The following is a 25,743-nucleotide window of genomic DNA, read 5'->3' as shown; positions in this document are numbered from 1 at the left end:
GATAGACATTCCCGTGCCCGGGCTGGTGACACGGTGGCTCGCGTCCGAAGCCGGGGAGCGGCCGGTTTGCCGCGCAGTCAATTTGCATTTCCCAACATGCGAGACGCTAATATCGTTCTATGAGACAGCATAGCGGTATCGGGGTTCTGGACAAAGCCATGGCCGTCCTGCACGCCGTAGCCGAGCAACCCTGCGGCCTCAACGAGCTGTGCGCCCGCACCGGCCTGCCCCGCGCCACCGCGCATCGCCTGGCCGTGGGCCTGGAGACGCATCGCATGCTGGCCCGCGACAGCCAGGGACTGTGGCGGCCCGGTCCGGCCCTGTCGGAACTGGCGACAACCGCCAGTGACCCGCTCCTGGACGCCGCCTCCTCCATCCTGCCGCGCCTGCGCGAGATCACCGGCGAGAGCGTGCAGCTCTACCGCCGCGACGGCAATGCCCGCGTCTGCGTGGCCGCCATGGAACCGGCCGCGGGCCTGCGCGACACCGTGCCCATCGGGGCCCGACTACCGCTCACCGCCGGCTCGGCCGCGAAAGTCCTGCTGGCCTGGGCCGATCCCGAATCGCAGCGCAGCATCCTGCCCGAGGCCGTGTTCGGCGAGCGGGCGCTGGCCGAGGTCCGCCGCCGCGGCTGGGCGCAGAGCGCGGCCGAGCGCGCGGCCGGGGTGGCCAGCGTCTCCGCGCCGGTGCGCGACGCGGCGGGCGGCGTGATCGCGGCCGTCTCGGTCTCCGGACCCATCGACCGCATGGGCCGCCGCCCGGGCGCGCGCTGGGCCGCGGACCTGGTGGCCGCCGCCGACGCCCTCCACAAACGCCTCTGACGCGACGCTGACGGACTTTGCGGCCCCGGGTGACACTCGGGGTGGCCTCAGCCGTCACGACAGCCTCAGCGGCCGCCCGACAGTCCCCGACAGCCCACGACCCGGGCGCCGATCGCAGCCCCCGCCGGATCCGGCGGGGGCTGCGGCGTTTCCGCGGCCCGGCAAACCGCCGGTGAAGCCCCGCGCATGGCAGGAAATGGCCGGTGTGACCGCGCTCATACGCCGTAAATTACAGTCGGCCCATGGGAGTTAATCAACGCGCGCAGATCGTGATGTCCGACGAGGAGATCACGGGATTCCTCGAGCGCAGCCGGGTCGCCACCATGGCCACGCTGAGCGCCGAGGGCAGGCCGCACCTGGTGGCCATGTGGTACGCGCTCATCGACGGCGAGATCTGGTTCGAGACCAAGGCCAAGGCCCAGAAGACGGTGAATCTGCGGCGCGATCCGCGCATCACCGTGATGGTCGAGGCCGGCGACACCTACGACCAGTTGCGCGGCATTTCCATCGAGGGCCGCGCCGAGGTCGTCGACGACCCCGAAGCGCTGTTCAAAGTGGGAATCAGCGTGTGGGAACGCTATACCGGGCCCTACAGCGAAGAGATGAAGCCGTTCGTGGAGCAGATGCTGCACAAGCGGGTGGCGGTGCGCGTGGTGCCCGAGCGGACCCGCAGCTGGGATCACCGCAAACTCGGCCTGCCCGCCATGCCGCTGGGCGGCAGCACCCACGGCCAGGAGCCGTAAGAACCCCGGAAACAGTGAAGGCCCCCAGCCGGTTGGCTGGGGGCCTTCACTTTGTAGTCCCGACGGGATTTGAACCCGCGCTACCGCCTTGAGAGGGCGGCGTCCTAGGCCGCTAGACGACGGGACCAGGATGAGATTCCGGCGGATTTGGCAATCCACCGGCCTTCTCGAATTCGAGAGCCGGAGCTCTCGCAGCTGGGGTACCAGGACTCGAACCTAGAATGGCTGAACCAGAATCAGCTGTGTTGCCAATTACACCATACCCCATTGACCTGGGCTTTCAGGATCTCCCCGGAGGAAGTTCCTGGCTGCTCTGCGGCCGAGAAGAAGATTAGCAGCATCCCCCGGTAGATACACAAACCGGCTGGTCAGAGGCCGGTTTGTGTATCAATTCGGGCTTACCTCAGGCCCGGCGGGACACCGGCGTCAGCCGATCTCCGCGAGGGCCCCGCGCAACCGGTCCATGGTGACCTCGCGACCCAGCAGTTCCATCGACTCGTAGAGCGGCGGGCTGATGTGGGATCCGGTCACCGCGACGCGCACGGGGGTGAACGCCTTGCGCGGCTTGAGCTCGAGCTCCTCGATCAGCGCGGTATTCAGCGCGGTCTCCAGCGGGGCCGTGGCCCATTCCGAGACGCCTTCGAGGGCTTTCACCGTCGCCTGCAGCACCGGAGCGGCATCGGCGCCGAGATTCTTTTCCTTCGCGGCCGGGTCGATCGCGAAGTCCGCGGGCGCGATGAACAGGAACTTCAGCAGATCCCAGGCATCCCCGAGCACCTTGATGCGCGTCTGAACGAGATCGGCCGCGGTTTCGAACAGCTTCTCGTCGATCTCGGCGCCGATATGTCCCTGTCCGGTGAGGTACTCCCGCAGCCGGTGAGCAAAATCACCGGGAGTGAGCATCCGAATATGTTCGGCGTTGAGTGCGTCGGCCTTCTTCTGATCGAATCGGGCCGGATTCGAATTCACCTTCGAAATATCGAACGCCGCCACCATCTCCGCCATGGAGAAGAGGTCATGATCATCGGCGATGCTCCAGCCGAGCAGTGCCAGATAATTCAGCAAACCCTCCGGAATGAACCCGCGGTCGCGGTGATGGAACAGATTCGACTCGGGATCGCGCTTGGACAACTTCTTGTTGCCCTGGCCCATCACGAAGGGCAGGTGCCCGAACTCCGGGGTGAACTCGGCGACCCCGATTCGCTTCAGGGAGTCGTAGAGCGCGAGCTGACGCGGAGTGGAGGACAGCAGGTCCTCGCCGCGCAGCACGTGGGTGATCTTCATCATCGCGTCGTCGACCGGGTTGACCAGCGTATAGAGCGGATCGCCATTACCGCGGGTGAGCGCGAAGTCGGGAACCACGCCGGCGCGGAAGGTGGTCTCGCCGCGCACCAGGTCGTTCCAGGTGAGGTCGCGGTCGGGCATGCGCAGGCGCACCACCGCGGGACGGCCCTCGGCCTTGTGGGCGGCGATCTGCTCGTCGGTCAGGTCACGGTCGAAGTTGTCGTAGCCCAGCTTGGGGTCGCGGCCGGCGGCCTTGTGGCGGGCCTCGACTTCCTCTGGAGTGGAGAAGGATTCGTAGGCCTCCCCCGCGGCCAGCAGGCGCTGCACCACGTCGAGGTGGATCTCGCGCCGCTGCGACTGCCGGTAGGGCGCGTAGGGGCCGCCGACCTCGGGCCCCTCGTCCCAGGTCAGGCCGAGCCAGCGCAGGGCGTCGAGGATGGCGGCGTAGGACTCCTCGGAATCGCGTGAGGCGTCGGTGTCTTCGATGCGGAAGACGAAGGTGCCGCCGTGGTGGCGCGCGAAGGCCCAGTTGAACAGGGCGGTGCGGACCAGACCCACGTGCGGCGTGCCGGTGGGTGACGGGCAGAAACGAACCCGGACGTCAGACATGGCTCTCTTTCGTTCAGCGTTTGGCGGCAACGGGATTGGACAGGGTGCCGATACCGGACACGGTCACCGACACGGTCTGACCGTCCTGCAGCGGCCCGACGCCCTCGGGGGTGCCGGTGAGGATGACATCGCCCGGAAGCAAGGTCATTACGGTGGTGACCCACTCGATGAGCTTCGGAATATCGTGCAGCAGAAGTGAAGTGCGACTGCGCTGCTTGACCTGGCCGTCGACCTCGGTGACGATCTCCAGATCCGAAGGGTCCAGGGCGGTCTCGATCCACGGGCCGAGCGGGCAGAAGGTGTCGTAGCCCTTGGCGCGGGTCCACTGGCCGTCGTGTCGCTGCTGGTCACGGGCGGTGACGTCATTGGCGACGGTGTAGCCCAGGATGACCTCGTTGGCGCGGGCGGCGGGCACGTCCTTGCAGGGGCGGCCGATCACGATCGCCAGTTCGCCCTCGTAGTCCACCTGAGAAGAGCTGGGCGGCAGGATGATCGGGGCGTTGGGGCTCTGGATCGAGGTGCTGGGCTTCATGAAGATGACCGGGTCGGCCGGGGCCGGGCCGCCCATCTCCTCGGCGTGCGCGGCGTAGTTCTTGCCGATGCAGATCACCTTGCTGGCCAGGATGGGGGCCAGCAGGCGCACATCGGCCAGCGGCCAGCTGCGACCGGTGAAGGTCGGGGTACCGAACGGGTGTTCGGCGATTTCTCGGGCGACGGCGGCGGAGCCGTCCCCTTCGATGCTGACGAAAGCGACTCCATCTGGGCTGGCAACTCGACCTAGGCGCATGGTTGGCATCCTATCGACCGGCTTCGACCTGCCCGAACGCGCCCGACCGCGGGGCGGGACCGGGCCGGGGCGCGATGGCGGCGGGGACGCCCGCGCGGGCCCCGGGCCGGTGCGGCATACCGGCCCGCACCGCCCCGGGCCGGATGTGGAATGCCCTTATACGCAAGCGATCTCGGACCGGTCCGCGGCACTCACGAGATCAGCGCCCGAATGTGAGCAAACAGACAGCTCGCCCCGGAAATCGTCTTGCGCCCCAGGTGTACCGTAAGACCCGATGTTCAAACTGTAGGACATTGATTCCACATACTGAGACGCGAGGTGAGGTCATGACCACCGTGACGGAGATGGGCACGACACGACGGTGGACCATGCTGGGCCTCGGCGTCTTCGCCCAGACCGCCAGCGCCGTGATGGTGAACGGCGCCGCCTTCCTGCTGCCGGCCCTGACCCAGCGCGGAATGGCGCTGGCCACCGCCGGTCTGCTGGTGGCCATGCCCCTGGTCGGCCTGTGCTGCACGCTGATCGCGTGGGGGTGGGTGGTCGATCAGGTCGGCGAGCGCAAGGCGCTGGTGGCCGGTCCGGCGGTCATGTTCGCGGCCGGCCTGGCCGCCGCCACCGTCTCGAACTACGTTGCGCTGGGGGCCTTGCTGTTCCTGGCCGGGGCGGGCGCGGGCAGTACCAACGGCGCCAGCGGGCGGGTCATCGTGGGCTGGTTCCCGATCGATCAGCGCGGGCTGGCCATGGGCATCCGGCAGACCGCGCAGCCGCTGGGCGTGGCGATCGGGGCGCTGGCGATCCCGGCCATCGCTGCGGCACACGGGTTCTCGATGGCGGTGCTGGTGCCCGCGGTACTGGCGGGCGCGGCCGCGATCGGCTGCCTGGTCGGGATTGTGGATCCGCCGCGACCCGAATCCGCCGGGGGCTCAGGGCGTCCCGCGAATCCGTACCGCGGGGACTCCACGCTGCTGCGCATCCACGTGGTGTCGGTGCTGCTGGTCATCCCCCAGGCCACCATCTGGACGTTCGGTCTGCTGTGGTTGCACCGCGATGTGGGCCTGTCGCTGCCCGCGGCGGGCGCGCTGGTGACGGTGACCCAGATCCTGGGCGCGGCCGGGCGGATCGGCGCGGGCGTGTGGTCGGACCGGGTGGGCAGCCGTCTGCGGCCGCTGCGCACGGTGGCGGTGGCGGCGGTAATCTCCCTGTCCGCCTTGGCCGTAGCGGCCTGGACGCAGCAGTGGTGGGCTGCGATCCCGATCCTGATCGCGGCCTCGGTCATCACCGTGGCCGACAATGGCCTGGCCTTCACGGCGGTGGCCGAGATCGCGGGGCCGTATTGGTCGGGTCGTGGGCTGGGTATCCAGAACACGGGCCAGAACCTGGCGGCGGCCGCGATCGCCCCGGCCTTCGGCGCACTGATCACGGCGGCCGGTTTTCCGGTCACCTACCTGCTGACGGCGCTGATCGCACTGGCGGCAGTCCCGTTGGTACCCAGGGGTTCCCGGTAGCGGCTGATTCGCGGCAAATCAGGAAGACCTGCGCCCGTTACGTTTTCGCATCCGAATGCATTTGTGCGATACGCCTCACTATCCGGACGAAACGCCCCACTGCCCCAGTTCATTTCACCGAATCCACTCCAGGATGGCACTCCGGCGAGGCTCGGGCACGACGACGAAGCCCCCGTTCCGCGGTCGCGGGACGGGGGCTTCGGGGGTGAATCGGCGGCGCGTGAACCCTAGAGCGACGCGGCGATCCGGTCGCCGACCTCGACGGTCGAGGCGGCGCCCGAGCGCGAGGCCAGATCCTTGGCGACGGCGGCCTCGATACGGGCGGCCTCCTCGGTCTTGCCGAGGTGGTTCAGCAGCAGCGACACCGACAGGATGGCGGCGGTCGGGTCGGCCTTGGACTGGCCCGCGATGTCGGGGGCCGAACCGTGGACCGGCTCGAACATCGACGGGTTGACGCCCGAGGCGTCGATATTGCCCGAGGCGGCCAGGCCGATGCCACCGGAGACGGCGGCGGCCAGGTCGGTGATGATGTCGCCGAACAGGTTGTCGGTGACGATCACGTCGAAGCGGCCCGGATCGGTGACCATGTGGATGGTGGCGGCATCGATGTGCTGGTAGGCGGTCTCGATGTCCGGGTACTCGGCGCCGACCTCGGCCACGGTGCGCGACCACAGCGAACCGGCGAAGGCCAGCACGTTGTTCTTGTGCACCAGGGTCAGGTGCTTGCGGCGCTTGCGGGCGGTCTCGAAGGCGTAGCGGACCACGCGCTCGACGCCGAAGCGGGTGTTGGTCGAGACCTCGGTGGCCACCTCGTGCGGGGTGTTGACGCGGATCGCGCCGCCGGTGCCGGTGTACGGGCCCTCGGTGCCCTCACGCACGACCACGAAGTCGATGTCCGGGTTCGAGGCCAGCGGGCTGGTGACGCCCGGGTACAGCTTCGAGGGACGCAGGTTCACGTGGTGGTCGAGCTCGAAGCGGGTGCGCAGCAGCAGGCCGCGCTCGAGCAGGCCGGACTGCACCGACGGGTCGCCGATGGCGCCCAGCAGGATGGCGTCGTGCTGCTTGAGCTCCGGGATCACGTTCTCCGGGAGGATCTCGCCGGTGGCATGGAACCGCTTGGCTCCCAGGTCGTATGCGGTCTTCTCGACACCGGGCACCACCACATCGAGCACCTTGAGGGCCTCGGCGATGACCTCGGGGCCGATACCGTCGCCCGGAATGACAGCGAGTTTCATGAAATCCATGCTCCGTTTCGATAACGCGCGGGTGGTCCTCTCCGCGCTGACAGGAGAGTCCCGGCCACCATAGCGGGTGCCGCCATGACCCCTTTCACCAGGGCGAATCGCTCCCAACCAGTGGGATCGACGCGGTCGCGCGGAGCTCTCGATCGGCGGATCGCGCCGGTAGTGTCGGGGGATGTTCGACAATCTCCGCTTCGAGCGCAAACTCCGCCGGCTGGAACGCAAGATCGATCTGATCCTCGAGCATCTCGGCATCGACGATCCCGACCACGCCATCGACTACACCGCGATCGACGAGCATCTGCTGCGCGGCAAGAAGATCCACGCCATCAAGGCGTATCGCGAGCAGGATCCGACGGCCAGTCTGGTCGAGGCGCGCGACGCGGTCGAAGCCCGCGGTCGCCGCTGACGGCGGTCACCCACCCCACCGAACGCACCGGGCCCCCTCCACTTTCCGTGGAGGGGGCCCGGATCGCGTTGTGCGAGATCGACTAGTCGAGGCTGACCAGGGCGACCTTGGCGGCGCCGACGGCCTCGGCGATGGCGGACTGCACCTCGGCCGGGACGTCCTTGTTGACGCGCAGGACGACGGTGGCGCCCTCGGCCTCCAGGTCCTGGGTCAGCTGGGCGGCGAGGATGTCGATGCCCGCGTCGCCGAGCTTGGTGGCCAGGCGGCCCAGCTGGCCCGGCTTGTCCTCGTAGTTGAGGACGGCCAGGTTCAGGCCCTCGGCGCGCATGTCGTAGTTGCGGCCGTTGATGTTGACGATCTTCTCGACCTGGGCGGGCTCGGTCAGGGTGCCGGCCACGTTCAGGGTGCGGCCGTCGCCGAACACGGCGCGCAGGTCGACCAGGCTGCGGTGGGTCGGGCTCTCGGTGTGGGTGGTGACCGACGCCTCGAGGCCGCGCTCCTTGGCCAGCGACGGGGCGTTGACGAAGGTGACCGAGTCCTCGATGAGGGCGGAGAACACGCCGCGCAGCGCCGAAAGCTCGAACACCGCAACGTCTTCCGAGGACAGCTCGCCGCGCACCTGGACCTCGATGGAGACCGGCAGCTCGTCGGCGAGGGCGCCCAGCAGCGCGCCCTGCTTGCGGACGATGTCCAGCCACGGGGCGACGATCTCGTTGACCGCGCCACCGGTGACGTTCACCGCGCCGGGCACGAACTCGCCCGCGAGGGCCAGCTGCACGGACTTGGCGACATCGGTGCCGGCGCGGTCCTGGGCCTCGGCGGTGGAGGCGCCCAGGTGCGGGGTGACGACGACCTGCGGCAGCTCGAACAGCGGGCTGTCGGTGGACGGCTCGGTCTCGAACACGTCGATACCGGCGCCGCGCACGTGGCCCGAGAGGATGGCGTCGGCCAGGGCCTGCTCGTCGATCAGACCGCCACGGGCGGCGTTGACGATGATGACGCCCTTCTTGGTCTTGGCCAGGGTCTCCTTGTTCAGCATGCCCTTGGTCTCAGGAGTCTTGGGCAGGTGAATGGAGATGAAGTCGGCGCGCTCGAGCACCTCGTCCAGGGTCAGCAGCTCGATGCCCAGCTGGGCGGCGCGGGCCGGCGAGGTGTAGGGGTCGTACGCGACGATCTTGGTCTCGAAGGCGGCGAGACGCTGCGCGAACAGCTGGCCGATGCGGCCCAGGCCGATGACGCCGACGGTCTTGCCGAAGATCTCGACACCGTTGAACTTGCTGCGCTGCCAGGTGTGCTCGCGCAGGGTGGCGTCGGCGGCCGGGATCTGGCGCGCGGCCGAGAGCAGCAGCGAGACGGCGTGCTCGGCGGCGGTGTGGATGTTGGAGGTCGGCGCGTTGACGACCATGACGCCGCGCTCGGTGGCCGCGGGCACATCGACATTGTCGAGGCCGACGCCGGCGCGCGCGACGATCTTGAGGTTCTTGCCCGCCTCGAGCACCTCGGCGTCGACGGTGGTGGCCGAACGGACCAGCAGCGCATCGGCTTCCGGCACGGCGGCCAGCAGCTCCGGACGGTTCGGGCCGTCGACCCAGCGAACCTCGACGCCGGAGCCCAGCGCGTCGACGGTCGACTGGGCGAGCTTGTCGGCGATCAGAACAACAGGACGGCCTGCTTGGCTCACGGTGGGTTACTCCTGAGGAAGGGATCCGGGATTTACGGGCGTCAGCTTAGTGGGCTGGGAATCGGGGCGCTTTACCGCCTGGTAGGCAACTGCCATCAAAGCCGTGAACTGCGGGTTTCCGGAGGGCCGCGCGGGTCTCACGGGGTACAGGCCGCGCGGTACGGCTCGGTTGGGGCGATGTGATTCGGGCCGCTATTCCTGGGCAGGCGTTCAGGTTCGGGCTCGCGAGACCCCTGGTCACACCGGCAACGGGGGCGCACTACCGCGGAATCAGGTCTCGGCGCACAGGCACTCGAGATAGCCGAAAGCCCGGCTTCGGAGCTACGGAGTCCGAGGCCGGGCTTTCGAAAGTCGAGTAATCGACGTCAGTAGTCCTTAGCGACCGAAAGAGCCGGTCCACAGGGTGTTCAGGATGCCGTGCAGAGCGGCCGAACCGGTGTCGAGCAGACCACTCAGAGCAGCGGAACCGGTGTCGATGATAACGGGGATCATGGAAATACCTCTTCTGAAATCCGTACGAACTTTCTGACGTGGAGCCTATCGGGCCGATTTCGCGGCCCGTTACGGGGGATTAACACGATGTGACCGGCGTCACAGCCTCGGAATTCTGTGGTCCCGTTCATATGCGTGTCGAATTCCCGCCATATAACGCGGCTATCACGCCCCTAATTCTGGGGGCTCGCCGCGCGAAAAACGCATGGACCAGCGCGATCCCGGACGCTACCGTCGCCTGCCATGACCCTGCGCTCGATCCCCACCTCCATGGACCCGGCGGTGGTCGCCACGATCGACGGCGAACTGGACCGGATCGTGCGCGAACACCGCGTCGACGTGCTGCTCGCCATCGAAAGCGGCAGCCGCGCCTGGGGGTTTCCGTCACCCGACTCGGACTACGACTGCCGTTTCGTCTACCTCCGGCCGGTCGACGACTACCTGACGCCGTGGCCCGGCCGCGACGTCATCGAGACGCCCTTGGTGGGCCTGCTGGATGTCAACGGATGGGATCTCGTGAAGGCGCTGCGCCTGCTGGTGAACGGCAACGCAGTGCTCATCGAATGGCTGATGTCGCCGATCGCGTATCGCGGTGACAGCGGATTCCGGGACGAATTGCGTGCATTGGCGGACGAGGTCGCGGACCGGGATCGGGTGGCTCGCCACTACCTGCATCTCGGCCGCCGGCAGTGGCGTCTCTTCGATTCCAACCGCTCGTTGAAAAAGGTGTTCTATTCTTTGCGTCCCGCAATGGCATTGCGGTGGCTACACGAACATCCGGACAATTCGGTCGCCCCGATGCATTTACCGACCCTGCTCGGCGAATGTGAGCTGAACAGTGACTTCATGGAGTCCGTCCAGGAATTGACGGAATTGAAGTCCCGGACACGCGAAATGGGTTCCGGTGAGGTGCCCGCACCGATCGCCGAGTTCATCTCGGCCGAGTTCGAGCGGGCCGCCCTGGAGTTCGTGAAGGTGGATCCGGTCCGGCGGGAGCGGGCGCAGGCCCGCTCAGCCGAGTTCTTCCGGCGCCACGTGCGGGACTGAGATCCTCCGGACATCGCGGCCCCCGGCCGGCCGGGGGCCGCGATGTCGTCCGCGGTGACCGCCCCAGATTGGGTTACCCCCAGATGCTGAAATCCATACGTTTCACTTCGGTCGAGCGATAGCTTCTCCTGGCCCGGAACCTCGGGTTCGAAACAGGAGAACGATGATCACAGATACCCGCCACGGCCGCCGAATCGGCTGTGGCATCACCGGATTGGCCGCGACGGTCGCCATCGTCACGGGCGCCGCACCTACCGCATCCGCCGCCGTCACGTGGGTAAAATTCGAGACGCCGGCGCAAACCTATTACGTCGGAACCGACTACCGCATCACGGCGGGATCCGACCCCGAATCGATGATGGCCTTCTATGACAATGGCCAGTGCATCGGAAAGTCAGCGGCACACTACAATTCGATACTGGGCGAAACCTTCGCCGCAGTCGTGGAGTGGGTCCCGGCGACGGCGGGGCACCACGTCATCACGGTCGATGACGGTAAGTCCACGAAGACGCTCGCTGTCGACGTCGAGGCAGCCCTGCCTGGCAGCACGCCTGCCACCCCTGTCGCACAAGGCGGCTGCAGTTTGTCGAGCCTGTTCCCGACCGGCAGTTCATAATCGCCATGGCGGACACGCGCGGCTTCGCCCGCCAGGTCTCCCACGAGTCGCTGCCGTTCGAGGTCGAGTTCGAGCGGGCGGCACTGGAGTTCGTGAGGGTGGATCCGGCCCGGCGCGAGTAGGCCCGGGCCCGCTCGGCCGACTTCTTCCGGCGTCACGTGCGCGGCTGACGGAATCCGCCGCGGAGCACCCGCACCGGCCGGCCGGTGTTGTCCCGGCGGCCGGTGCGGGTGGGCGTCAGTGGTCGGCGCCGGCGATGACCCGCACGGCCACCGCCTCCGGCCCCGGCTTGGAGCCGCGCACCTCGAACTCGACGCGCTGGCCCTCGGCCAGTGACCGGAATCCGGCGCCGGGTAGCGCGGTGTACTCCACGAACACGTCGGGGCCGTCGAGGTCCGGGGTCAGGAACCCGAACCCCTTCTCGCTGTCGAACCACTTCACCGTGCCGTGCACCATTACCAAACCTTCTCGAGCCGACCGGACAAATCGCGTCCCCGCGCGCGCCGCGGTCCATGGTGTCACGGCCGCGGATTTCGCGGGTGGTCGCGCGCTCTGCCAGCCCTGATTCGACTGTGCTTCGCCGCGCGCTCCCTTGCACAGTTATCGAGAAACGGAGCCGCCGCGTATCAGCGGCCGTCCCCGATAACCGCTGCGCGCGCGTCCGCCCGCCGGACCCGCACGCGTGCACCAGGTTTCGAGGCACGCCGGGGCGGGTGTCCGGGCCGGCCCTTCCCTGCGACCCGGACACCCGCATTTCCCGCACCTCGCACCGCCGCCCTCTCCCGAGTCGCGCCCATCCGGCCCGGTGCGGCGGTGCGGCGCGGTGGCCGCTCAGCCCGCTCTCGTATTCGAGGCCGCGTCCCCCGGCGGCTCGGAAACGCGCATGGCGTAAACCCGTTCGAGGAAGTCGCGGTGTGCGCGCAGGGTGGCGTCGAGCAGCTCGCGCCAGGTGCGGCGGTCCACGCGCTGGTCGCTGACCAGGGAGGACAGCGACGCGGGCCCGAGCCGGTCGATGTGGTCCACGATGAAGGTGAGCCGCCGGCGCGGGAATTGCGCACCGATGCGCGGGTTCTCGTCGAGGAAGTGGTCGAGTTCGTACAGGTAGTTGACCGCGCGGTTGTACTCCTCGTCGGTGAGGTGGTAGTCCATGCGCTTGATCTCGACGATCCACAGCTCGCCGGAATCGTGCAGCAGCACGAAATCGGGTTCGCGTTTCTCGCTGCCGATCGTGGTGGTCAGCAGCGGGGCCCCGAATTTCTGTGCGTACCAGCGTTCGAAGCTGGCGCGCACGCGTTTGAGAGATTCGTTCATGCCCAGCGGGGTCCATTCCGGCGCCAGCAGCCAGGGCGCGGATTCGATCAGCTCCTGGAAAGGCCGTTCCAGGGAGCGGCGGTCGTCGATGAGCGAGCGTAGCCGATCCACCACCGCGACCCGCTCACTGGCGATCTGGCCCAGCGAATAGATCTCGGCCACCCGGGCCCGCTCGAACAGCGCTACCACCACGTCCAATTCGGGGTCGGCGTCCTCGGCGATCTCCTTTAGGGTGTCGAGCAGGCTGCGCTGCGGGCCCAGCGACAGTGCCAGCCGCAGCATGTTCTGCAGGTGCGCGGGATCGTCGAGCGAGGCTCGATCCTTGTGCGCCACCAGGATTCGCGCGGCATCGAGCACAGACTCGCGGAACAGGCGGTCGCCGGGGGCGATGGCGTCGAGGGTCTCGTGGATGCGGGAGCGTTCCACGAACTCCTCCCAGACGCGGCGGCGAATGGACTTCTCGCCGAGCCGGCCGATCTCCTTGATCAGGGCCTGACCCCACTGGGCGAGGGCCTCGCCGCGCGGGGAGTTCCAGATGATGTCCTGGCGGTCGGAGCGAACCAGGTCGTCGTCATCGTCGAGCCAGTCCACCTCGATCGCGCCGACCAGGTAGGAGCGCAGTTTGAATTCGCCGGTGAATCCGGAGGAGATGCCGAAATCCCGGGTCTGCGCGACGATCTTGCCGCGCGCGTAGATGCGCACCCCGGCCATGGCCTCGTCGCGGTAGGGCTGTTTCGAGTAGGCGATCCAGCCGGTGACGGGCAGGTACTGCCGCCCGAATCGCACCGGGACGCGGCTGACGTCGATGCGGGTCTCCTCGATCACGTCGATCGGCAACCGGCTGAGCACGAAGCTCTCCCGGCCGATCGCGTTGCGCACCTCCACCCGCCAGTCGGTGCGCTCGATGCCGAACCGCGCGGCCAGCTGACGGTTCAGCTCGGTCCCCGAATTCACCCTTTTGCGAAAGAAATCGCGCAGGATGATGGTGGTGCCACGTTTGGCGGTGTACGTGCCGTCCAGGGCGCCGGGGCGCGGGAAGTAGTCGCTCTCGGTGTCGGAGAGCATGTCGTCGAGGTCCATGACGATATGGGAGACGGTCCAGCCCAGCGGGGTTCGGTCGGCGTCGCGGCTGCCGGCGGTGATCACCTCGATGGTGCGGCAGATGCCGAAGGCGGCGAGCTTCCCGATACCCTTGCGCCCCATCACCGGACGCCGCCGCTCCCGCGACAGGTCCGAGCCGGTCCGGACCCGCCGATCCGATCCGACCAGCAGATAGTGCTCGTTGATCTCGGCGGCCGTCATGCCGTGCCCGTTGTCGGACACCACGATCTCGTACGCGGGTTCGTCTGCGGCCCTGATGGTTCCGGCCAGCATCGCACCCCACGGCAGCACCACCTCGACCTCGGTGGCGTCCGCGTCGTAGGAATTGGCGATCAGTTCGGCCAGCACCGCCGAGACCCGGTCGTAGAGCCGGATGCCGAGTTTGTCGATCGCCAGCCGGCTGATGCGCATCGTGTATTTGCGGTCTTCGCGATCCTGCGCGGCCACATGCACGTCGTTGTACATGGTGGGCCCCCAATTGCCCTCGGGGCAGCCGCCGTTCAGCTACCTCTGAATACGATGCAACGCCGATTGATTAACAACGGGCTGAACATTCACCCACCACTTCGTCACGGTGTGATTCCAGGATTCACCTGGGGATAGCCCACGGCAACGGCAAGGTCTCGGCAACCTGTGTTGTGGCGCTATGGAAACCATTGAGTGACAGTCCGGTCGGTTCCGGGCAGAATGCGTGGCGGCGGACAGCGTGGTCCGCCACCCAGTGCGACGAGGGGAATCCAGGTGGCCGGTATCGAAACGATCGCCGCACGCCGGCGCTTCTTCGGCGACGACGCGGTCGATCCGGTCAGCGGGGCGGTGCGGGCGGACCGGGTGCTCGTGTCCTGGTTCGGGTGCGCCAGTTTCGCGGTCGCCCTGGGCGGGGTGGTGTTCTTGCTCGACGCGTGGGTGCCGCGCGGCCTCACCGCCGGATACGTGCCCACGACGCCCGACGAGGTCGCGGCGCTGGATCCCGCGGCGATCTTCATCGGCCACGGGCATTTCGACCACGCCGCGGACGCCGGGGCCATCGCGCTGGCCAGCGGAGCGGTCGTGCACGGGACGGCCGAGCACTGCGCGACCGCCCGCAAGCAGGTCGGCGGGGCCGAATTGGCCTGCCACGAACTGGGTTCCGCCGCCTCCACACCCGGCGATCGCTACGACTTCGACCTCGCGCCCGGCCTGTCGGTGACGGCTGTGCGCCACCTGCACTCGTCCCGCACGCCCCGCCACGAAGGCACGGACGCCTCGACACCGGTGCGCCCCAAGCCGTGCCTGTGCGACATCCGGGCCTATCCCCCGGGACGATCCGAGGCGGGCCATCTGGCGCGCAACCTGCTCGCCCCGGAGGGCGGGGTGCTGCTGTACCAGTTCCGGCTCGGCGATTTCACGCTGACCTGGCACGATTCCTCGGGGCCACTGCTGGACAAGGCTCCGCACGTCCTCGACGTGCTACGCACGCTCCCCGCCTCCGACGTGCATATCGGCGCGGTCCAGGGCTACAACCAGTTCACCAACGGCCTGCGCGACCCGCGCAGCTATATCGAGGCCCTGCGTCCGAAGGTGTTCGTGCCCAACCACCACGACAATTGGCTGCCGTTGATCACCGCGCGAGGTGAGGCGTTCGTGTCACCGCTGCAGGCGGAGCTGGCGCGGATGCCGGAGGGCACGCGTCCGGAGGTCCGCATGCTGCTGGACCGCGACGACTACCTCGCGCCCGGGCGGCTGGTCTTCGACCTTCCGGCTTCCTGATCGCCGATTACCGCGGTCAGGCCGGGCCGGTGTTCAGCGCGACGTCGGGTGCGTCGAGTTCCTTTCCACACGAGTCGCATTCGAGCGGTGCGTGGGTCGGCACAGGTCCTGACGGGTCAGCGAAAGCGGAGAACCATTGTGACGCTGGTAGTTCCGGCCGGGTTGACCTTGCCGGAACCCTCCACCTCGACGAAGCCGAGTCGCTGATACAGCCGCACCGCCGGATTCTCCAGCCGCACACTCAAACTGACGGCGTCGAATTTCTCGCGGGCGGCATCGAGGAGCGCGGACATCAGGGCGGTTCCTAGCCCGGTGCCGCGGGTCTCGGGCGCGACACCGATGGCCAGCTCCGGAGTGTCGGCGTCGATCCAGCCGTAAGCCGGGTCCTCGGAGTTGAACAAGCGCAGCCAGGCCGCACCGAGCGCGACGCCGTCGAATCCCCCGACCACACCGAGATCGCCTGCGGCTCCCCAGTCCTCGACGTAATGCGCCAGGGTGGGCACGTCACGGAGCTGGTCCGGCGAGTCCATTCCGCCGTCGCGGGCATAGGACGCCTCGTAGAGCATCGCCCAGAGCAGCTTCTCGTCGGCGATCTCGGCGGGTCTGATGAACATGACCTCAGCCGATCACGAATTCCGCTGATGTTCCAGTGAATTCATGGTTGACGCCGGTGCCGTCGCGGCTGTCACCGGTGTACTGGATGCGATAGGTGCCCGCGGGGGCGCCGTCCGGCACCGTCCACTGGATGGCGATGGTGGACGCGGCGTCCTGACCGGCGGGACGCGACCAGTGCAGCTCGGTGCACCAGTCGTTGTCGTCGTAGACGCGCCGCCAGTCGCCGCCCGAACTCTGCTGGATCTCGAAGTAGGTGCCGTCGAGCCGGAAGTTGTTGTTCGGGTGCGCGCCGACAAACTCCACCGAAACCGTCTGTCCCGCCGCGTAGTTCGCCTGCGGCTGGGTCAGCACGTCGCCGTAGGCGCGACCGGCGTGCGGGGTGTCGGCCGGGACCGGGGCGAGCAGGTTAGGCTGCAATCCGAAGGACCAGTCGAGCGGAGCGGGCCCGCGACCGAGGTCGATACGCGCCGCCAAAGCCTTTGCCAGTCGGTCGAATTCCTGCATATGCGCCGACAGCGTCCAGCGGCCGAACAGGGTTTCGCCGCCCTCGTACTGCTGGGAGGCGTATTCCTCAGGGGTGGTGACATACCCGCAGTAGCCGTTGGCGTACCCCTGCAGGAGCACGTTCTCCAGCGGCACGTTCAGTGCCCGCGCCACCAGTCGCCGAATCCGCAGACCCGACACCACGGTGTACTCCGCCGGCCCCGAGGCCAGCACCAGGTCGCCGATCCGCATCAGCTGCAACGGCACCACCTGCGGCACCCACGGCCGCGGCGGCAGGATGCCGAGCGGGGCCAGAACCAGCTTGGGCGCCTGCACATCCTGCATCCACTGCTCGACCGGCGAGTTCAGTCCGCCGAGGGCCGCCACCATCGGGTTGGCGTCACCTTCCTGCAGGAACGACAGCTGCGAGTTCCAGTTGTCCTCGGTGCTGGTCGCCATCGCGGCCGCACCCATCATGGCGGGCGCGGTGCGGGCGGGCTTGCCGTCGGGCGTGTAGTCGCCGTCGATGGCGGTGTCGGCCAGGTTCACGTAGTGCAGCACGGAGTCGACACCGGTGCTGCTCATGGGCGCCGCGGCGTCGAAGGCCTTTCGGCCCGCCTGATATTGGCGTTCACCGATCATGGCGCAGTTGGTGCGATTGTCCTCGGTGGGCCCCGAGGGATGCATCTTCTTGATCCACAGGTTCGGCGTCATGTCGCCGGCATTGGTCTGCGGGAACGCCGCCACGAACGCGGGCGCACCGTCCAGGTGCCGCACCCCCATCTCGTCGTGCTCCCAGCGGTAGCTGGCGTACCCCTTGTTGTCCTGTGAGATCAGCGTGTTCCGGTCGGTCATCGAGGTGCCGTGGGTGGCGAACCAGGTGATCGCCCCGACGTCCTTGCCGCCCTGCCGGAATCGCAACACCGTGAGCTGCGGGTCGATGGCGTCCGGGAAGGCAGCCTTGTCCTCCGCCGGATTGTCCTCGAACGCCCCTCGCGACCGGTTCACGCTGGCATCGTGCAGTTCCCCCCGCCCGAGTGTGATCGCCCCCGGCGCCAAGTTCTCATGCGCATTGACGATCGCCTTGACGATCCCGCTCACCTCGGCATCATGCGAGTTCTGCTGGAACCCCATGGCCGCCAGCGAATACGCGTACTCCCGCGCGCTACCACCACAAGAGTTGTGGTTATGCGTCGCATTGAGGTTGACGTTCCGCTCGGTGTACAACCCCCCGAACCGCTGCTGCAACTGCTGCATCACCACGAGATGCACCGACTGGAACAAGCAGGCATTGTCCGTATTGACGAAGACAACCCGATCCCCCGTCGCCTGATCCACCACAACATAGGCACGCGCGTAACACCGCGACAGCAGCCCCGTGGTGATCTGATCAGCCTCCGAGTACCCCATCATCCCCTGACCCGCCGGGGCCCCGGTGATATCAGCGATACCCACGCCAACCAAATAGCCGGCCCCAGCTTCCCGATGCTTGATGGGCTGCGCCCCAACAATATTCGCACCGAACGCCACACTGGCCCCCACGCCGCCGACAGCAGCGCCGGCCAACACAGCCCGCCGGGACAGACTCATAAGACCCTCACTATCCTTCACCGCGCCAATACGACCCCAGCCGCCGGACGCCAAAGAGTGAACCTGTTCCATTTCAGGTTGCCCGAAGACTAGTCGGTCACTTGACCAATTTCTAGCCATCCGTCCAGAATCGCCGCCGCCACCCTATCCGCGCACACGCTATCGACGCCCCCGCACACGCCGACCTCCCCAGGTCAAACCCACTTCCCTCCACCCCCAGCAACCCGACGCGTCAGCGAGCCCCACCAAAGAGTTTGCAGGCCCGAAACGTCACCGCGTGGCCCGATCCAGTTCCACCAGCCGCTCCCGAACCAACTCCGGCCGCTCATCGACAATGAAGTGCCCACACCCCTCCACCAACTCCAGCGTGTAGTCATCCGCCCGAGCAGTCTCCGCCGCGGCCAACGAGTAATGCACCGCCGCATCCCCCTTCCCGAACAAAGCCCGCACCGGCACAGTCGCCCGCCGCGTCTCCGGCGCCCGCACCGAACCCGGAATCTCCTTCAACAAGAACGTCCGATACGTATCCCGAGCCGTCCGAGCCACCAAAGGATCCCTGAACCGCTCCGCGAAAATCCCGGCAGTCTCCCGATCCATCCGATTCCGCCCCGCCGTCCCCGCCTCGAACAGCCTCTCCAAGAACCGAGTCCGCCGCTGCAACGGCACCCCCACACTCGCCATCAACGGCTGATAAGCCAACAACCGCCAACCCTGCCGAGCCACATCCCCCTTCGGCGCCCAAGGATGCGCCATGTTCATGACGAGAAACCCCCGAAACCGCTCCGGCTCCCGAAGCACCATCCGATACCCCACAAACCCACCCCAGTCATGCCCGACCAGCAACACATCCTTGCCGAGCCCCATCACATCCATGAGCGCCAACAGATCCGACGCCACATCCTCTTTCGCCCACCGATGCGGCGCCGGCCCCGACCACCCATACCCCGGCAGATCCGGCGCGACGATTCGCAACCCCTCCGGCGGATCCGCCAGCAGATCCCGATAGACGTAGTGATGCTGCGGCCACCCATGCAGCACAAGTACCGGCCGCCCTTCCCCCGCTTCGGTTACGTGAAATCGCACCCCGCGCGCCTCAACGAAACTCCGACGGACGTTCGGAATGACAGGTGGTTGATCCGCAGCCATAGTCCACGCTAACCCAGCAGACAAGCCCAGAGCACGGCCTCTGCCAGCGTATTTGCAGCGATTATCCACATCCCGGCCTTATCCACACCCTCCGAGAATCCTGAGTTCGGCGCCCATCGGTTGACGTGCCCCGCTGCCACCCTCAGCACATGATCGTGACCAGGGCAGAACTGTCAGCCGCCGGCATTCCCACCTCCACCATCGATAACAGATGCCGAAGCGGCACCTACATCCGCCTGCTCCCTGGCGTGTACAGCACGAATACGCCGGACTCCATCGCCCGATGCCGCGCCATCACCACGTGGCTCCCCCAAGCCCTGCTCAGCCACCGCACCGCAGCGTGGCTGCAAGGCATGCACCCCACCGAACCCACGCTCTTCGAAGCAACCGTCCCGAAACCCCTGTACCGCAAAACCCCACCCTGGCTCCACCTCTATCGCCGCAACCTCCCCGCCGGCTGGGCCACCGAAACCCACGACCTCCCCAGCACCCACCCCGCCCTCACCCTGCTCGACTGCATCGCAGTCCTCCCCCGCCCCACCGCGGAAGCCATGATCGACGAGCACCTCGGCCGCACAGTAAGCCCCCACGATGCACTCCGCCTGTCCCACTCCAAAATCCCAGGCCGAACCGCCTTCAGCCGCCACCTCCGCGAAGCATCAACACGCGCAGCCTCAGAACCCGAACGCCTCTTCACCCGAGCCCTGCACCACCGCGGCCTCACCCTGCTCGCGAACCATCCAGTGGGTCAATTCATCTGCGACTTGGTCGACGAACGCTCTTACACCATCATCGAAATCGACGGCCGCGAATTCCACAGCGCCTCAGCAGTCTTCCGCCAAGACCGCCGCCAGCAGAACCACCTGCTCCTCGCAGGTTGGCTCGTCCTCCGCTACGCAGCATCCGACGTCTACGGCTCCCTGGACAAGTGCGCGGATGAGGCTGCAGCGGTCATCAAACACCGACGCCGCCGATACCGCAGCAACTAAATGGGCCTATTCGTGCACAATCCGCGCCCAAATGGCAATTCCTGCCAAGTCCTCCGATTCTGTGCACGAATAAGCTCAAACGAGTCACGGTGCACGCTCCTCGGGTCAAACCCAATCGTGCTCACCGTCAACCGACGACCACTGCTCCCGCGACAGCAGCGCTCGCCCGATGGGACGCTTCGTACCCGTCGTGCATCCACCATCGACAGCAAATGCGGCGCGGCACCTACACCCGCCCCGGCGTATAGGACTGTTCGACAGGCGAATCCACGCGCTCGCCATCGGGATATGAAGCACTCGATGCCCCCCCCCCCGCCTAGTCAACTCCGCCGCGCACAACTGAGCACCGAACTTCCAGAGCGCTCTGCGGGCAGCCGCGGCAATGCGAATTACGCAGTGCCAGAAGGTCAGCCGAGATGCAGCAGGAGAGCCCGTACATCCGCGGCGTCCATGCCGGTGCCCGATGCGGGTTCCTCTTGCAAATCGGCAAGTTGCCGGACGTCGGGGTCATCCAGGATCCGGCCCATGAACTCCAGTTTCATCTCCAGTCGCGCCCGCACGACTTCATCGATGGTCTTGCGGGTGGCGAGGACCGTCACCCGTGTTTCAGTACCCGGAGCCAGGCCGAGGCGGTGAATGCGGTCTAGGCTCTGCAAGAACCGGCCGGCCATGAAGTCGCGGTCGACATAGACAGCATCGTGGCATACCTGATGGAGGCTGATTCCCTCGCCGAGAGTGGCCGGGTTGGAAATCAGCACATGACAGTCCAGGTCCTGACGGAACCGCCGCAACTGCTCTTCGCGATCAGCTGTACCGCCGTAGACCACCGCCGGTCCGTAACCTTCTAGCAGCTTCTCGATCGTCCTGAGACTGCGAACGAATGTCGTCCACACTATCGTCTTCCGGCCCTGAGATGCGTTGTCCGCGACAATCTTCAAGGTTTCCCGGTACTTCGGCGAGAGCTCGTAGCTCGGAAGATTTCTCAACAGGTCGTACAGTGAGTCGCCGGGTGACGCTTCAAGCGGTGGCAGCTGGTATTCGAGCGGCTCGTACTGACTCGAACCTTCCAGGAGGAGCGCCGGACTCGTCGCGGCCATCAGTAGGCGCAACATGGCTCGGCCCAGACCTTCGATATTCGCACGCGAACCCTCCGCCCTGGCCGTGAAGTTTCCCTTCAGCGCCTCGTAGATCTCCGCGTGGATCGGCGGCATATCTAGGTAGCGAACCCTGGGTTCGAAAGGCGGCAAGCCGAGCTCGCGCTTGGTTGTCCTCGTGAAGAGCGGTCGGAGCACCGAACTGGCATGAGCCAGGTCACCGCCGCCAACCGCCTCGGTCACCACGCGCTTGCCGTGGCCCGGCCAGACGAACGATAGGAGACTCTCAAGGTCCTTCGCTCCGTTCGGTGCCGGTGTACCGGTAAGGATGAGGCGGCGATCGGCCAGCGGTCCCAGAGCGAGGCAGGCAGCACCGTAAGTACCGCTGGCACCGAGCTTCATCCGGTGCGCTTCATCCAGGATGATCATCGAGGGTGCCGACCGCAGCCAGGTTGCCAGACTTTTCAGCGAGCGATCCAGCCTCTCGTAGTTCACGATGCGCAAGTCTGCGAGCGGGTCTTCCGGCTTGCCGTTCACGGCGACACGCAACGGTTCCTTGAAGCAGAAGGCGCTCTCGTACTCCCAGGACTCGTAGGCCGCCTTTGGCCCAACGACCAGGAGACGCTGTGCCTCCCCGCGTTCGCGCATCGCCGCGTAGACAGCAAGTGCGACACGGGTTTTACCAGCACCCGGAACACTAAAGTTGGCACCGTGACGAAGTGACAACAGCCTGGCAATGTCACGCCGCTGAAATGACGTCAGGTCTGCCGTCCAATCTGTTCCGAGCAGGCCGACTACTTCGTCCGAGTGAACTGCTTCGGCACCCTCATCAGCCGGCCTCTCCTGGAGGCTACGCTCGACCGTTTCGGAGTCATCGAGGACTCCGTTGACCAGTGCGATGAGATCGTCATCCCAGACGACTCCCGCGTGCGGCCAGGTAGCCAGCTCACTGAGGTTCACCAGAAAGTCGTCGAGATCGACCTCCGCGGATACAGGACCCCGCTGACCGCGCGTGGCAATACGCGCAGTGAGCTGGGCAAAGTCATTCTGATGCACCGACTGGGTGCGCAGTTCGACACGGGTGCGCGTGACATCGAACCCCAGCCGCAGTGACCACTCGGTCCCGGAATTCGTCATGGCTGCGGAGTCTCCAATTCAGCGGCGGCAATCAACCATGCCAGTCCTGTACCAGGAAGTTCGATACTGCGCTGCGCCTCGATTGCCAGTTTTCCCAACGCTTCCCGCAACTGTTCGAGCGCATCATCGAAAGCCTCCTCATCGAGACTTGAATTGGCGCGAGACAACACCAAATCCGTAATCGCCTGATCGAGATCCTTACAGGCATCGCGAATCCGGTCGGGAGCTGCAAGACGCTTTCTCTTCAGGCGGGCCTCACGTCCTGCAGTATCAATCGCCTCATTGAAGGCATATTTGATTGATTCGATCACGCTCGCGGCCGCGGCCTGTTCGCCCGGTGCGGCACTATCGCCGGCAGCCTTCACAGCCTGGGCCTTGAGCAGCGCATCCGTAATGTGCCTCGCCGCAGCGACATTCACTCCCGCAGCCTTGACCTCACGATTAAGCCCGGGAATCGCTACGGTAGTCGGAGCGGCATTCTGGGCAGTTCTGTACTCCTCAGGCAGTACCTTGTCGAGGTAGCGGCTGTGGAAATCAGTCTCGATAAAGCGAACATCCGTCTTCGCTAAGTCGAGCACGATCGCCGCCAGGCGTGCTTCTTTCAGGAGATCGGCCTTCTCCTTGCTCTTCGCATGCTCCTTTTCGTAGGTACGATGCAGCTCAAAAAGGCTCTCCTTGGACCGCTCAAGATCCATGAGCCGCAAAGACTTCCCATCGGACGTCTGGCTCCGCACAATCAGATCCCGCAACTGAGCGAGTATCCAGAGATCCCGCTCAACAGATTTCGCTGTGCTATGGAATGCCTTCGCGATCACCGTCAGATCACGCTGGAGCTGATCACGCAGTTCTTCGATGGCGAGCAACCGATTAATATAGGAGTAGTCGCGTCGCTTGTCAGGCCGAAGCTGCAATGAAAGCTCGACGTCGTTTATATCCTCCCATGTGCACGACACCGGCAAGACGCCAACTCGAATGCTATTGGTGGATTTAAGTTCCCGCAGTGCCGCGCAGCGGGTGTTTCCGTTGACCAGGATCCCATCACGCGTGATCAATCCAGGTTCATTCTGCTGGTGCTCGTCGAGGCTGCGCATCAGATCGTCAAATGCTGGATCACGGTGATCAGGTTCCGACGGCCGGACCTTCAGCAAATGCTCCAGGTAGTCCTGACTTTCCGGACTCCACGGATTATCCTCTACCAGCACATCGCGCTGCGGATCAAGGCTCCGCTGCGCACGAATCCGGTGTGTTCCCGGATTGTAGAACAGGGAGTTCAACGGCATGTCGATAACTTCGATATGTATAGGTTTACCGCGCCATTCCACGGTCAAAGTCTCTGCCACGCCAGTCTTTTCATGTTGCTCCCGGATCCGCTCGTCGACGATTGATCGAACATCAGCAGCAGTCGAGGGCTTCCCGAAGTCCTTGAACATACCCGAATTCTCCTAAGAAATTGAGAGAACTATACATTGGACTAGAAGTAACGGATTGCCTGCAAGATGACTGCAATCCGGAATCTTCTACTGGAGGATCTTACGAATCCGATCCCTGGAATCCGCCGGCAATGTCCGATACGAAGCCCAGATACCTTCCGCCTCACTGAAACTACGAGCGTCGCGGCTAACCCATGCAGCCAGCATCTGACGCTCGTACACGGGCAACCGCTCGATACGCGACAGCACATCGCCAAGATCCGCAGTCAAACCCCGACCCCCAACCCGGCAGCGATTGCACTCGATAACCAACTGCTCCACAGTCTCCCCGCTGGGCAACTGGACCGGGCGGCGGGCAACGTCAAGCTGAGAGGCAACGAAACTGCCGGGATACTGCTCACCCGGACCGATCCCACACGACCGGCACTTGTGACCGTCCCGCGTCAGCAAAGCATGACGCTCAGAAGCGCTCACTGTTGTGCCGGTCCTCCTCGTCCCCTTGCCGGGCTCCCACACAGCAGTCCCCTGGGTGACGAACCGCTGCTCGTGAGCTCCCAGCATGGGGTCTTCCCTATTGGTGTCGATACGCCACCCGAAGTCACGAAGGTCCCGCATCCGGCGGTCGATCTGCGACGTGTCGGGGAATGCCTCGCGAAGCTGGGTTTTAGTGAACATCTCTCCGGCCCCGACCTCCTGCACAAGCCAGAGCGCTACGCGCTTCATCGTACCGAGCGTCGAATCACTCCAAGAGGGCATGTTCATGCGGACATCCACCCTTTCATCTCATTGAGAAGTTATCTCCGAGCGCAGCGGGTCGCGCCCCCGCCGTGCATCGTTTCATCAACGACTCAACAGCAACTGGGGCGAAATGAGAAGCCCTTGAGCGTCCATAACGTGAGGACACGTGTCCACGAAAGATGGACACGTTGGCCGTGTAATGTTCCACCCCCATGGACGAGAATGGCCGTCGTACAGACGTTTTCAGCTGTTTCAGCCAGGGGGAGTCGGTTTGCCGCAACGTGGAGATTTCCATGACCTCGATGCCAGCCATTCGCAGGCTGAGCGCGCTTTTGCCCAGGCGATACAGGAACTGATCCGCCTCGATGGGCGAGGACTTCGCACGATCGCCCCAGAGGTCCACCTCAGCAAGTCCGCACTTGGGAATCTCGCGCGGGCGAAATGCAAGCTCGCACCGGACGATGCCGAGCACAAAACGCTTCTGGCTCTATACGAACTGGCATCCAACGCCGTTGGCGCGAGCAGCATCCCGTTCACATGGGAGGAGCTTCTCCGTCGACGACTAGCACTTTCATCGACGCCATACCTGCCCGGCGGTTGCTGCGTGTCATGCGGCACGAATTGCTCGGCTTGCAACCCGCCGTCCGACGCTGCAGAGCAGCCGACTTCGATGAAGCCGGCCACAGGACCAGCCAATTCAGACATTTCTGTTGTGCCGGTCCCCTCCCCCGACGGGGACCGGCACAACACAGCGTTTGCCGACGTAGCATGGCCAGCCGCATACGATGTGATCAAGATCATCGCCACCGACGACTTCCCCCGTCTCGGCAGCATCCTTCGACACGTCGGCATGGAGGCGCCGGCCGTCGAAACAGCCAGCGCGATCAGGTCGTTCAGTGACATGGACATGCCTGACGTCGTGGCGTCAATAATCAGCCACGCCGCACGACGAAGGGACCGCGATGTACTCCACGTACTTCACGCCTTGAGTGAAGTCGGCAAGCGCACCGAGGCAGATTCCCTTCTACGCCGAGTAATTGCGGACGAATCCATGTGAAACGGGCCGTCGGCACACAAGGCCGAGACTGACCGGCCCACCCCCACAAGGGAATCCCGCGTGTCGAG

Annotated in this window: 21 protein-coding genes and 2 tRNA genes; 9 read left to right on the top strand and 14 right to left on the bottom strand. The window is 65.8% G+C overall.

All coding sequences use genetic code 11. The features are described 5' to 3' along the window. Window positions 1-119 precede the first annotated feature (119 nt). Both ACWEOI_RS25600 and ACWEOI_RS25595 read left to right on the top strand, forming a co-directional pair. A complete protein-coding gene (locus ACWEOI_RS25600) occupies window positions 120-821 on the top strand; it encodes an IclR family transcriptional regulator (RefSeq protein WP_357097580.1) in 702 nt (233 codons plus the stop codon). 242 nt (window positions 822-1,063) lie between these two features. Then, window positions 1,064-1,564 carry a pyridoxamine 5'-phosphate oxidase family protein gene (locus ACWEOI_RS25595; RefSeq protein ID WP_357279204.1) on the top strand — a complete coding sequence of 167 codons (501 nt, stop codon included), beginning with the start codon at window positions 1,064-1,066 and terminating at the stop codon, window positions 1,562-1,564. 54 nt (window positions 1,565-1,618) lie between these two features. Here the strand turns inward: ACWEOI_RS25595 and ACWEOI_RS25590 are convergent. From ACWEOI_RS25590 to ACWEOI_RS25575, 4 genes are all read right to left on the bottom strand, one after another. Continuing rightward, window positions 1,619-1,691, bottom strand: a tRNA-Glu gene (locus tag ACWEOI_RS25590). Window positions 1,692-1,759: 68 nt separating this feature from the next. Then, a tRNA-Gln gene (locus ACWEOI_RS25585) sits at window positions 1,760-1,831 on the bottom strand. Window positions 1,832-1,990: 159 nt separating this feature from the next. Then, a complete protein-coding gene (gltX, locus tag ACWEOI_RS25580; RefSeq protein WP_433671924.1) occupies window positions 1,991-3,457 on the bottom strand; it encodes a glutamate--tRNA ligase in 1,467 nt (488 codons plus the stop codon). Window positions 3,458-3,470: 13 nt separating this feature from the next. Beyond that, window positions 3,471-4,244 carry a fumarylacetoacetate hydrolase family protein gene (locus tag ACWEOI_RS25575; RefSeq protein WP_452361253.1) on the bottom strand — a complete coding sequence of 258 codons (774 nt, stop codon included), beginning with the start codon at window positions 4,242-4,244 and terminating at the stop codon, window positions 3,471-3,473. 326 nt (window positions 4,245-4,570) lie between these two features. On the opposite strand from ACWEOI_RS25575, the gene ACWEOI_RS25570 reads away from it, so the two are divergent. Continuing rightward, window positions 4,571-5,749 carry an MFS transporter gene (locus ACWEOI_RS25570; protein ID WP_433671922.1) on the top strand — a complete coding sequence of 393 codons (1,179 nt, stop codon included), beginning with the start codon at window positions 4,571-4,573 and terminating at the stop codon, window positions 5,747-5,749. A gap of 227 nt (window positions 5,750-5,976) precedes the next feature. On the opposite strand, the gene ACWEOI_RS25565 is transcribed toward ACWEOI_RS25570, so the two are convergent. Beyond that, on the bottom strand, window positions 5,977-6,984 hold the full coding sequence (locus ACWEOI_RS25565; protein WP_379277562.1) for a 3-isopropylmalate dehydrogenase: 1,008 nt from the start codon (window positions 6,982-6,984) through the stop codon (window positions 5,977-5,979). A 181-nt stretch (window positions 6,985-7,165) separates the two neighbouring features. Here ACWEOI_RS25565 and ACWEOI_RS25560 point away from each other — a divergent pair, with 181 nt between their 5' ends. Then, window positions 7,166-7,399, top strand: coding sequence for a hypothetical protein (locus ACWEOI_RS25560; protein WP_404205294.1), 234 nt, complete (start codon window positions 7,166-7,168; stop codon window positions 7,397-7,399). 82 nt (window positions 7,400-7,481) lie between these two features. Here ACWEOI_RS25560 and serA read toward each other — a convergent pair whose 3' ends face one another. Beyond that, complete coding sequence (gene serA / locus ACWEOI_RS25555) at window positions 7,482-9,080, bottom strand: phosphoglycerate dehydrogenase (RefSeq protein ID WP_433671921.1); 1,599 nt, start codon at window positions 9,078-9,080, stop codon at window positions 7,482-7,484. A gap of 735 nt (window positions 9,081-9,815) precedes the next feature. Here serA and ACWEOI_RS25550 point away from each other — a divergent pair. Both ACWEOI_RS25550 and ACWEOI_RS25545 read left to right on the top strand, forming a co-directional pair. Beyond that, window positions 9,816-10,619 (top strand): nucleotidyltransferase domain-containing protein, encoded by an 804-nt coding sequence (locus ACWEOI_RS25550; protein ID WP_452361252.1) that lies wholly within the window; start codon window positions 9,816-9,818, stop codon window positions 10,617-10,619. A 163-nt stretch (window positions 10,620-10,782) separates the two neighbouring features. Next, on the top strand, window positions 10,783-11,235 hold the full coding sequence (locus ACWEOI_RS25545; RefSeq protein WP_452361251.1) for a hypothetical protein: 453 nt from the start codon (window positions 10,783-10,785) through the stop codon (window positions 11,233-11,235). 237 nt (window positions 11,236-11,472) lie between these two features. Here the strand turns inward: ACWEOI_RS25545 and ACWEOI_RS25540 are convergent, their stop codons facing one another. Together ACWEOI_RS25540 and ACWEOI_RS25535 are read right to left on the bottom strand one after the other, a co-directional pair. After that, entirely contained in the window at window positions 11,473-11,691 is a 219-nt protein-coding gene (locus tag ACWEOI_RS25540) for a cold-shock protein (protein ID WP_452361250.1), read from the bottom strand. 375 nt (window positions 11,692-12,066) lie between these two features. Then, window positions 12,067-14,112: an ATP-binding protein gene (locus ACWEOI_RS25535; protein ID WP_379347923.1), complete on the bottom strand. Its 2,046-nt coding sequence runs from the start codon at window positions 14,110-14,112 to the stop codon at window positions 12,067-12,069. A gap of 276 nt (window positions 14,113-14,388) precedes the next feature. Here ACWEOI_RS25535 and ACWEOI_RS25530 point away from each other — a divergent pair, with 276 nt between their 5' ends. Then, a complete protein-coding gene (locus ACWEOI_RS25530) occupies window positions 14,389-15,396 on the top strand; it encodes an MBL fold metallo-hydrolase (protein WP_452361249.1) in 1,008 nt (335 codons plus the stop codon). Window positions 15,397-15,512: 116 nt separating this feature from the next. On the opposite strand, the gene ACWEOI_RS25525 is transcribed toward ACWEOI_RS25530, so the two are convergent. From ACWEOI_RS25525 to ACWEOI_RS25515, 3 genes are all read right to left on the bottom strand, one after another. Next, on the bottom strand, window positions 15,513-16,010 hold the full coding sequence (locus tag ACWEOI_RS25525; RefSeq protein WP_452361248.1) for an N-acetyltransferase family protein: 498 nt from the start codon (window positions 16,008-16,010) through the stop codon (window positions 15,513-15,515). A gap of 4 nt (window positions 16,011-16,014) precedes the next feature. After that, window positions 16,015-18,084: a neutral/alkaline ceramidase gene (locus ACWEOI_RS25520; RefSeq protein ID WP_452361420.1), complete on the bottom strand. Its 2,070-nt coding sequence runs from the start codon at window positions 18,082-18,084 to the stop codon at window positions 16,015-16,017. A gap of 270 nt (window positions 18,085-18,354) precedes the next feature. Next, entirely contained in the window at window positions 18,355-19,230 is an 876-nt protein-coding gene (locus ACWEOI_RS25515) for an alpha/beta fold hydrolase (RefSeq protein WP_452361247.1), read from the bottom strand. 125 nt (window positions 19,231-19,355) lie between these two features. Between ACWEOI_RS25515 and ACWEOI_RS25510 the strand changes: the two genes are divergently transcribed. After that, window positions 19,356-20,219, top strand: coding sequence for a DUF559 domain-containing protein (locus ACWEOI_RS25510; protein ID WP_452361246.1), 864 nt, complete (start codon window positions 19,356-19,358; stop codon window positions 20,217-20,219). A 407-nt stretch (window positions 20,220-20,626) separates the two neighbouring features. Here the strand turns inward: ACWEOI_RS25510 and ACWEOI_RS25505 are convergent, their stop codons facing one another. From ACWEOI_RS25505 to ACWEOI_RS25495, 3 genes are all read right to left on the bottom strand, one after another. Next, a complete protein-coding gene (locus tag ACWEOI_RS25505) occupies window positions 20,627-22,450 on the bottom strand; it encodes a DEAD/DEAH box helicase (RefSeq protein ID WP_452361245.1) in 1,824 nt (607 codons plus the stop codon). Beyond that, entirely contained in the window at window positions 22,447-23,880 is a 1,434-nt protein-coding gene (locus tag ACWEOI_RS25500) for a transcriptional regulator (protein WP_452361244.1), read from the bottom strand. The genes ACWEOI_RS25505 and ACWEOI_RS25500 overlap by 4 nt, the downstream gene beginning before the upstream one ends. Before the next feature lie 87 nt (window positions 23,881-23,967). After that, window positions 23,968-24,642, bottom strand: a complete 675-nt coding sequence (locus ACWEOI_RS25495) for a hypothetical protein (protein WP_452361243.1) — start codon at window positions 24,640-24,642, stop codon at window positions 23,968-23,970. Between the two features lie 247 nt (window positions 24,643-24,889). On the opposite strand from ACWEOI_RS25495, the gene ACWEOI_RS25490 reads away from it, so the two are divergent. Continuing rightward, entirely contained in the window at window positions 24,890-25,675 is a 786-nt protein-coding gene (locus tag ACWEOI_RS25490; protein ID WP_452361242.1) for a hypothetical protein, read from the top strand. The last annotated feature ends 68 nt before the right edge of the window (window positions 25,676-25,743 follow it).

This window comes from Nocardia sp. NPDC004340, assembly GCF_053602575.1.
Note: the sequence above shows the minus strand (reverse complement) of the source record. Positions and strands in the feature narration are given on the sequence as shown.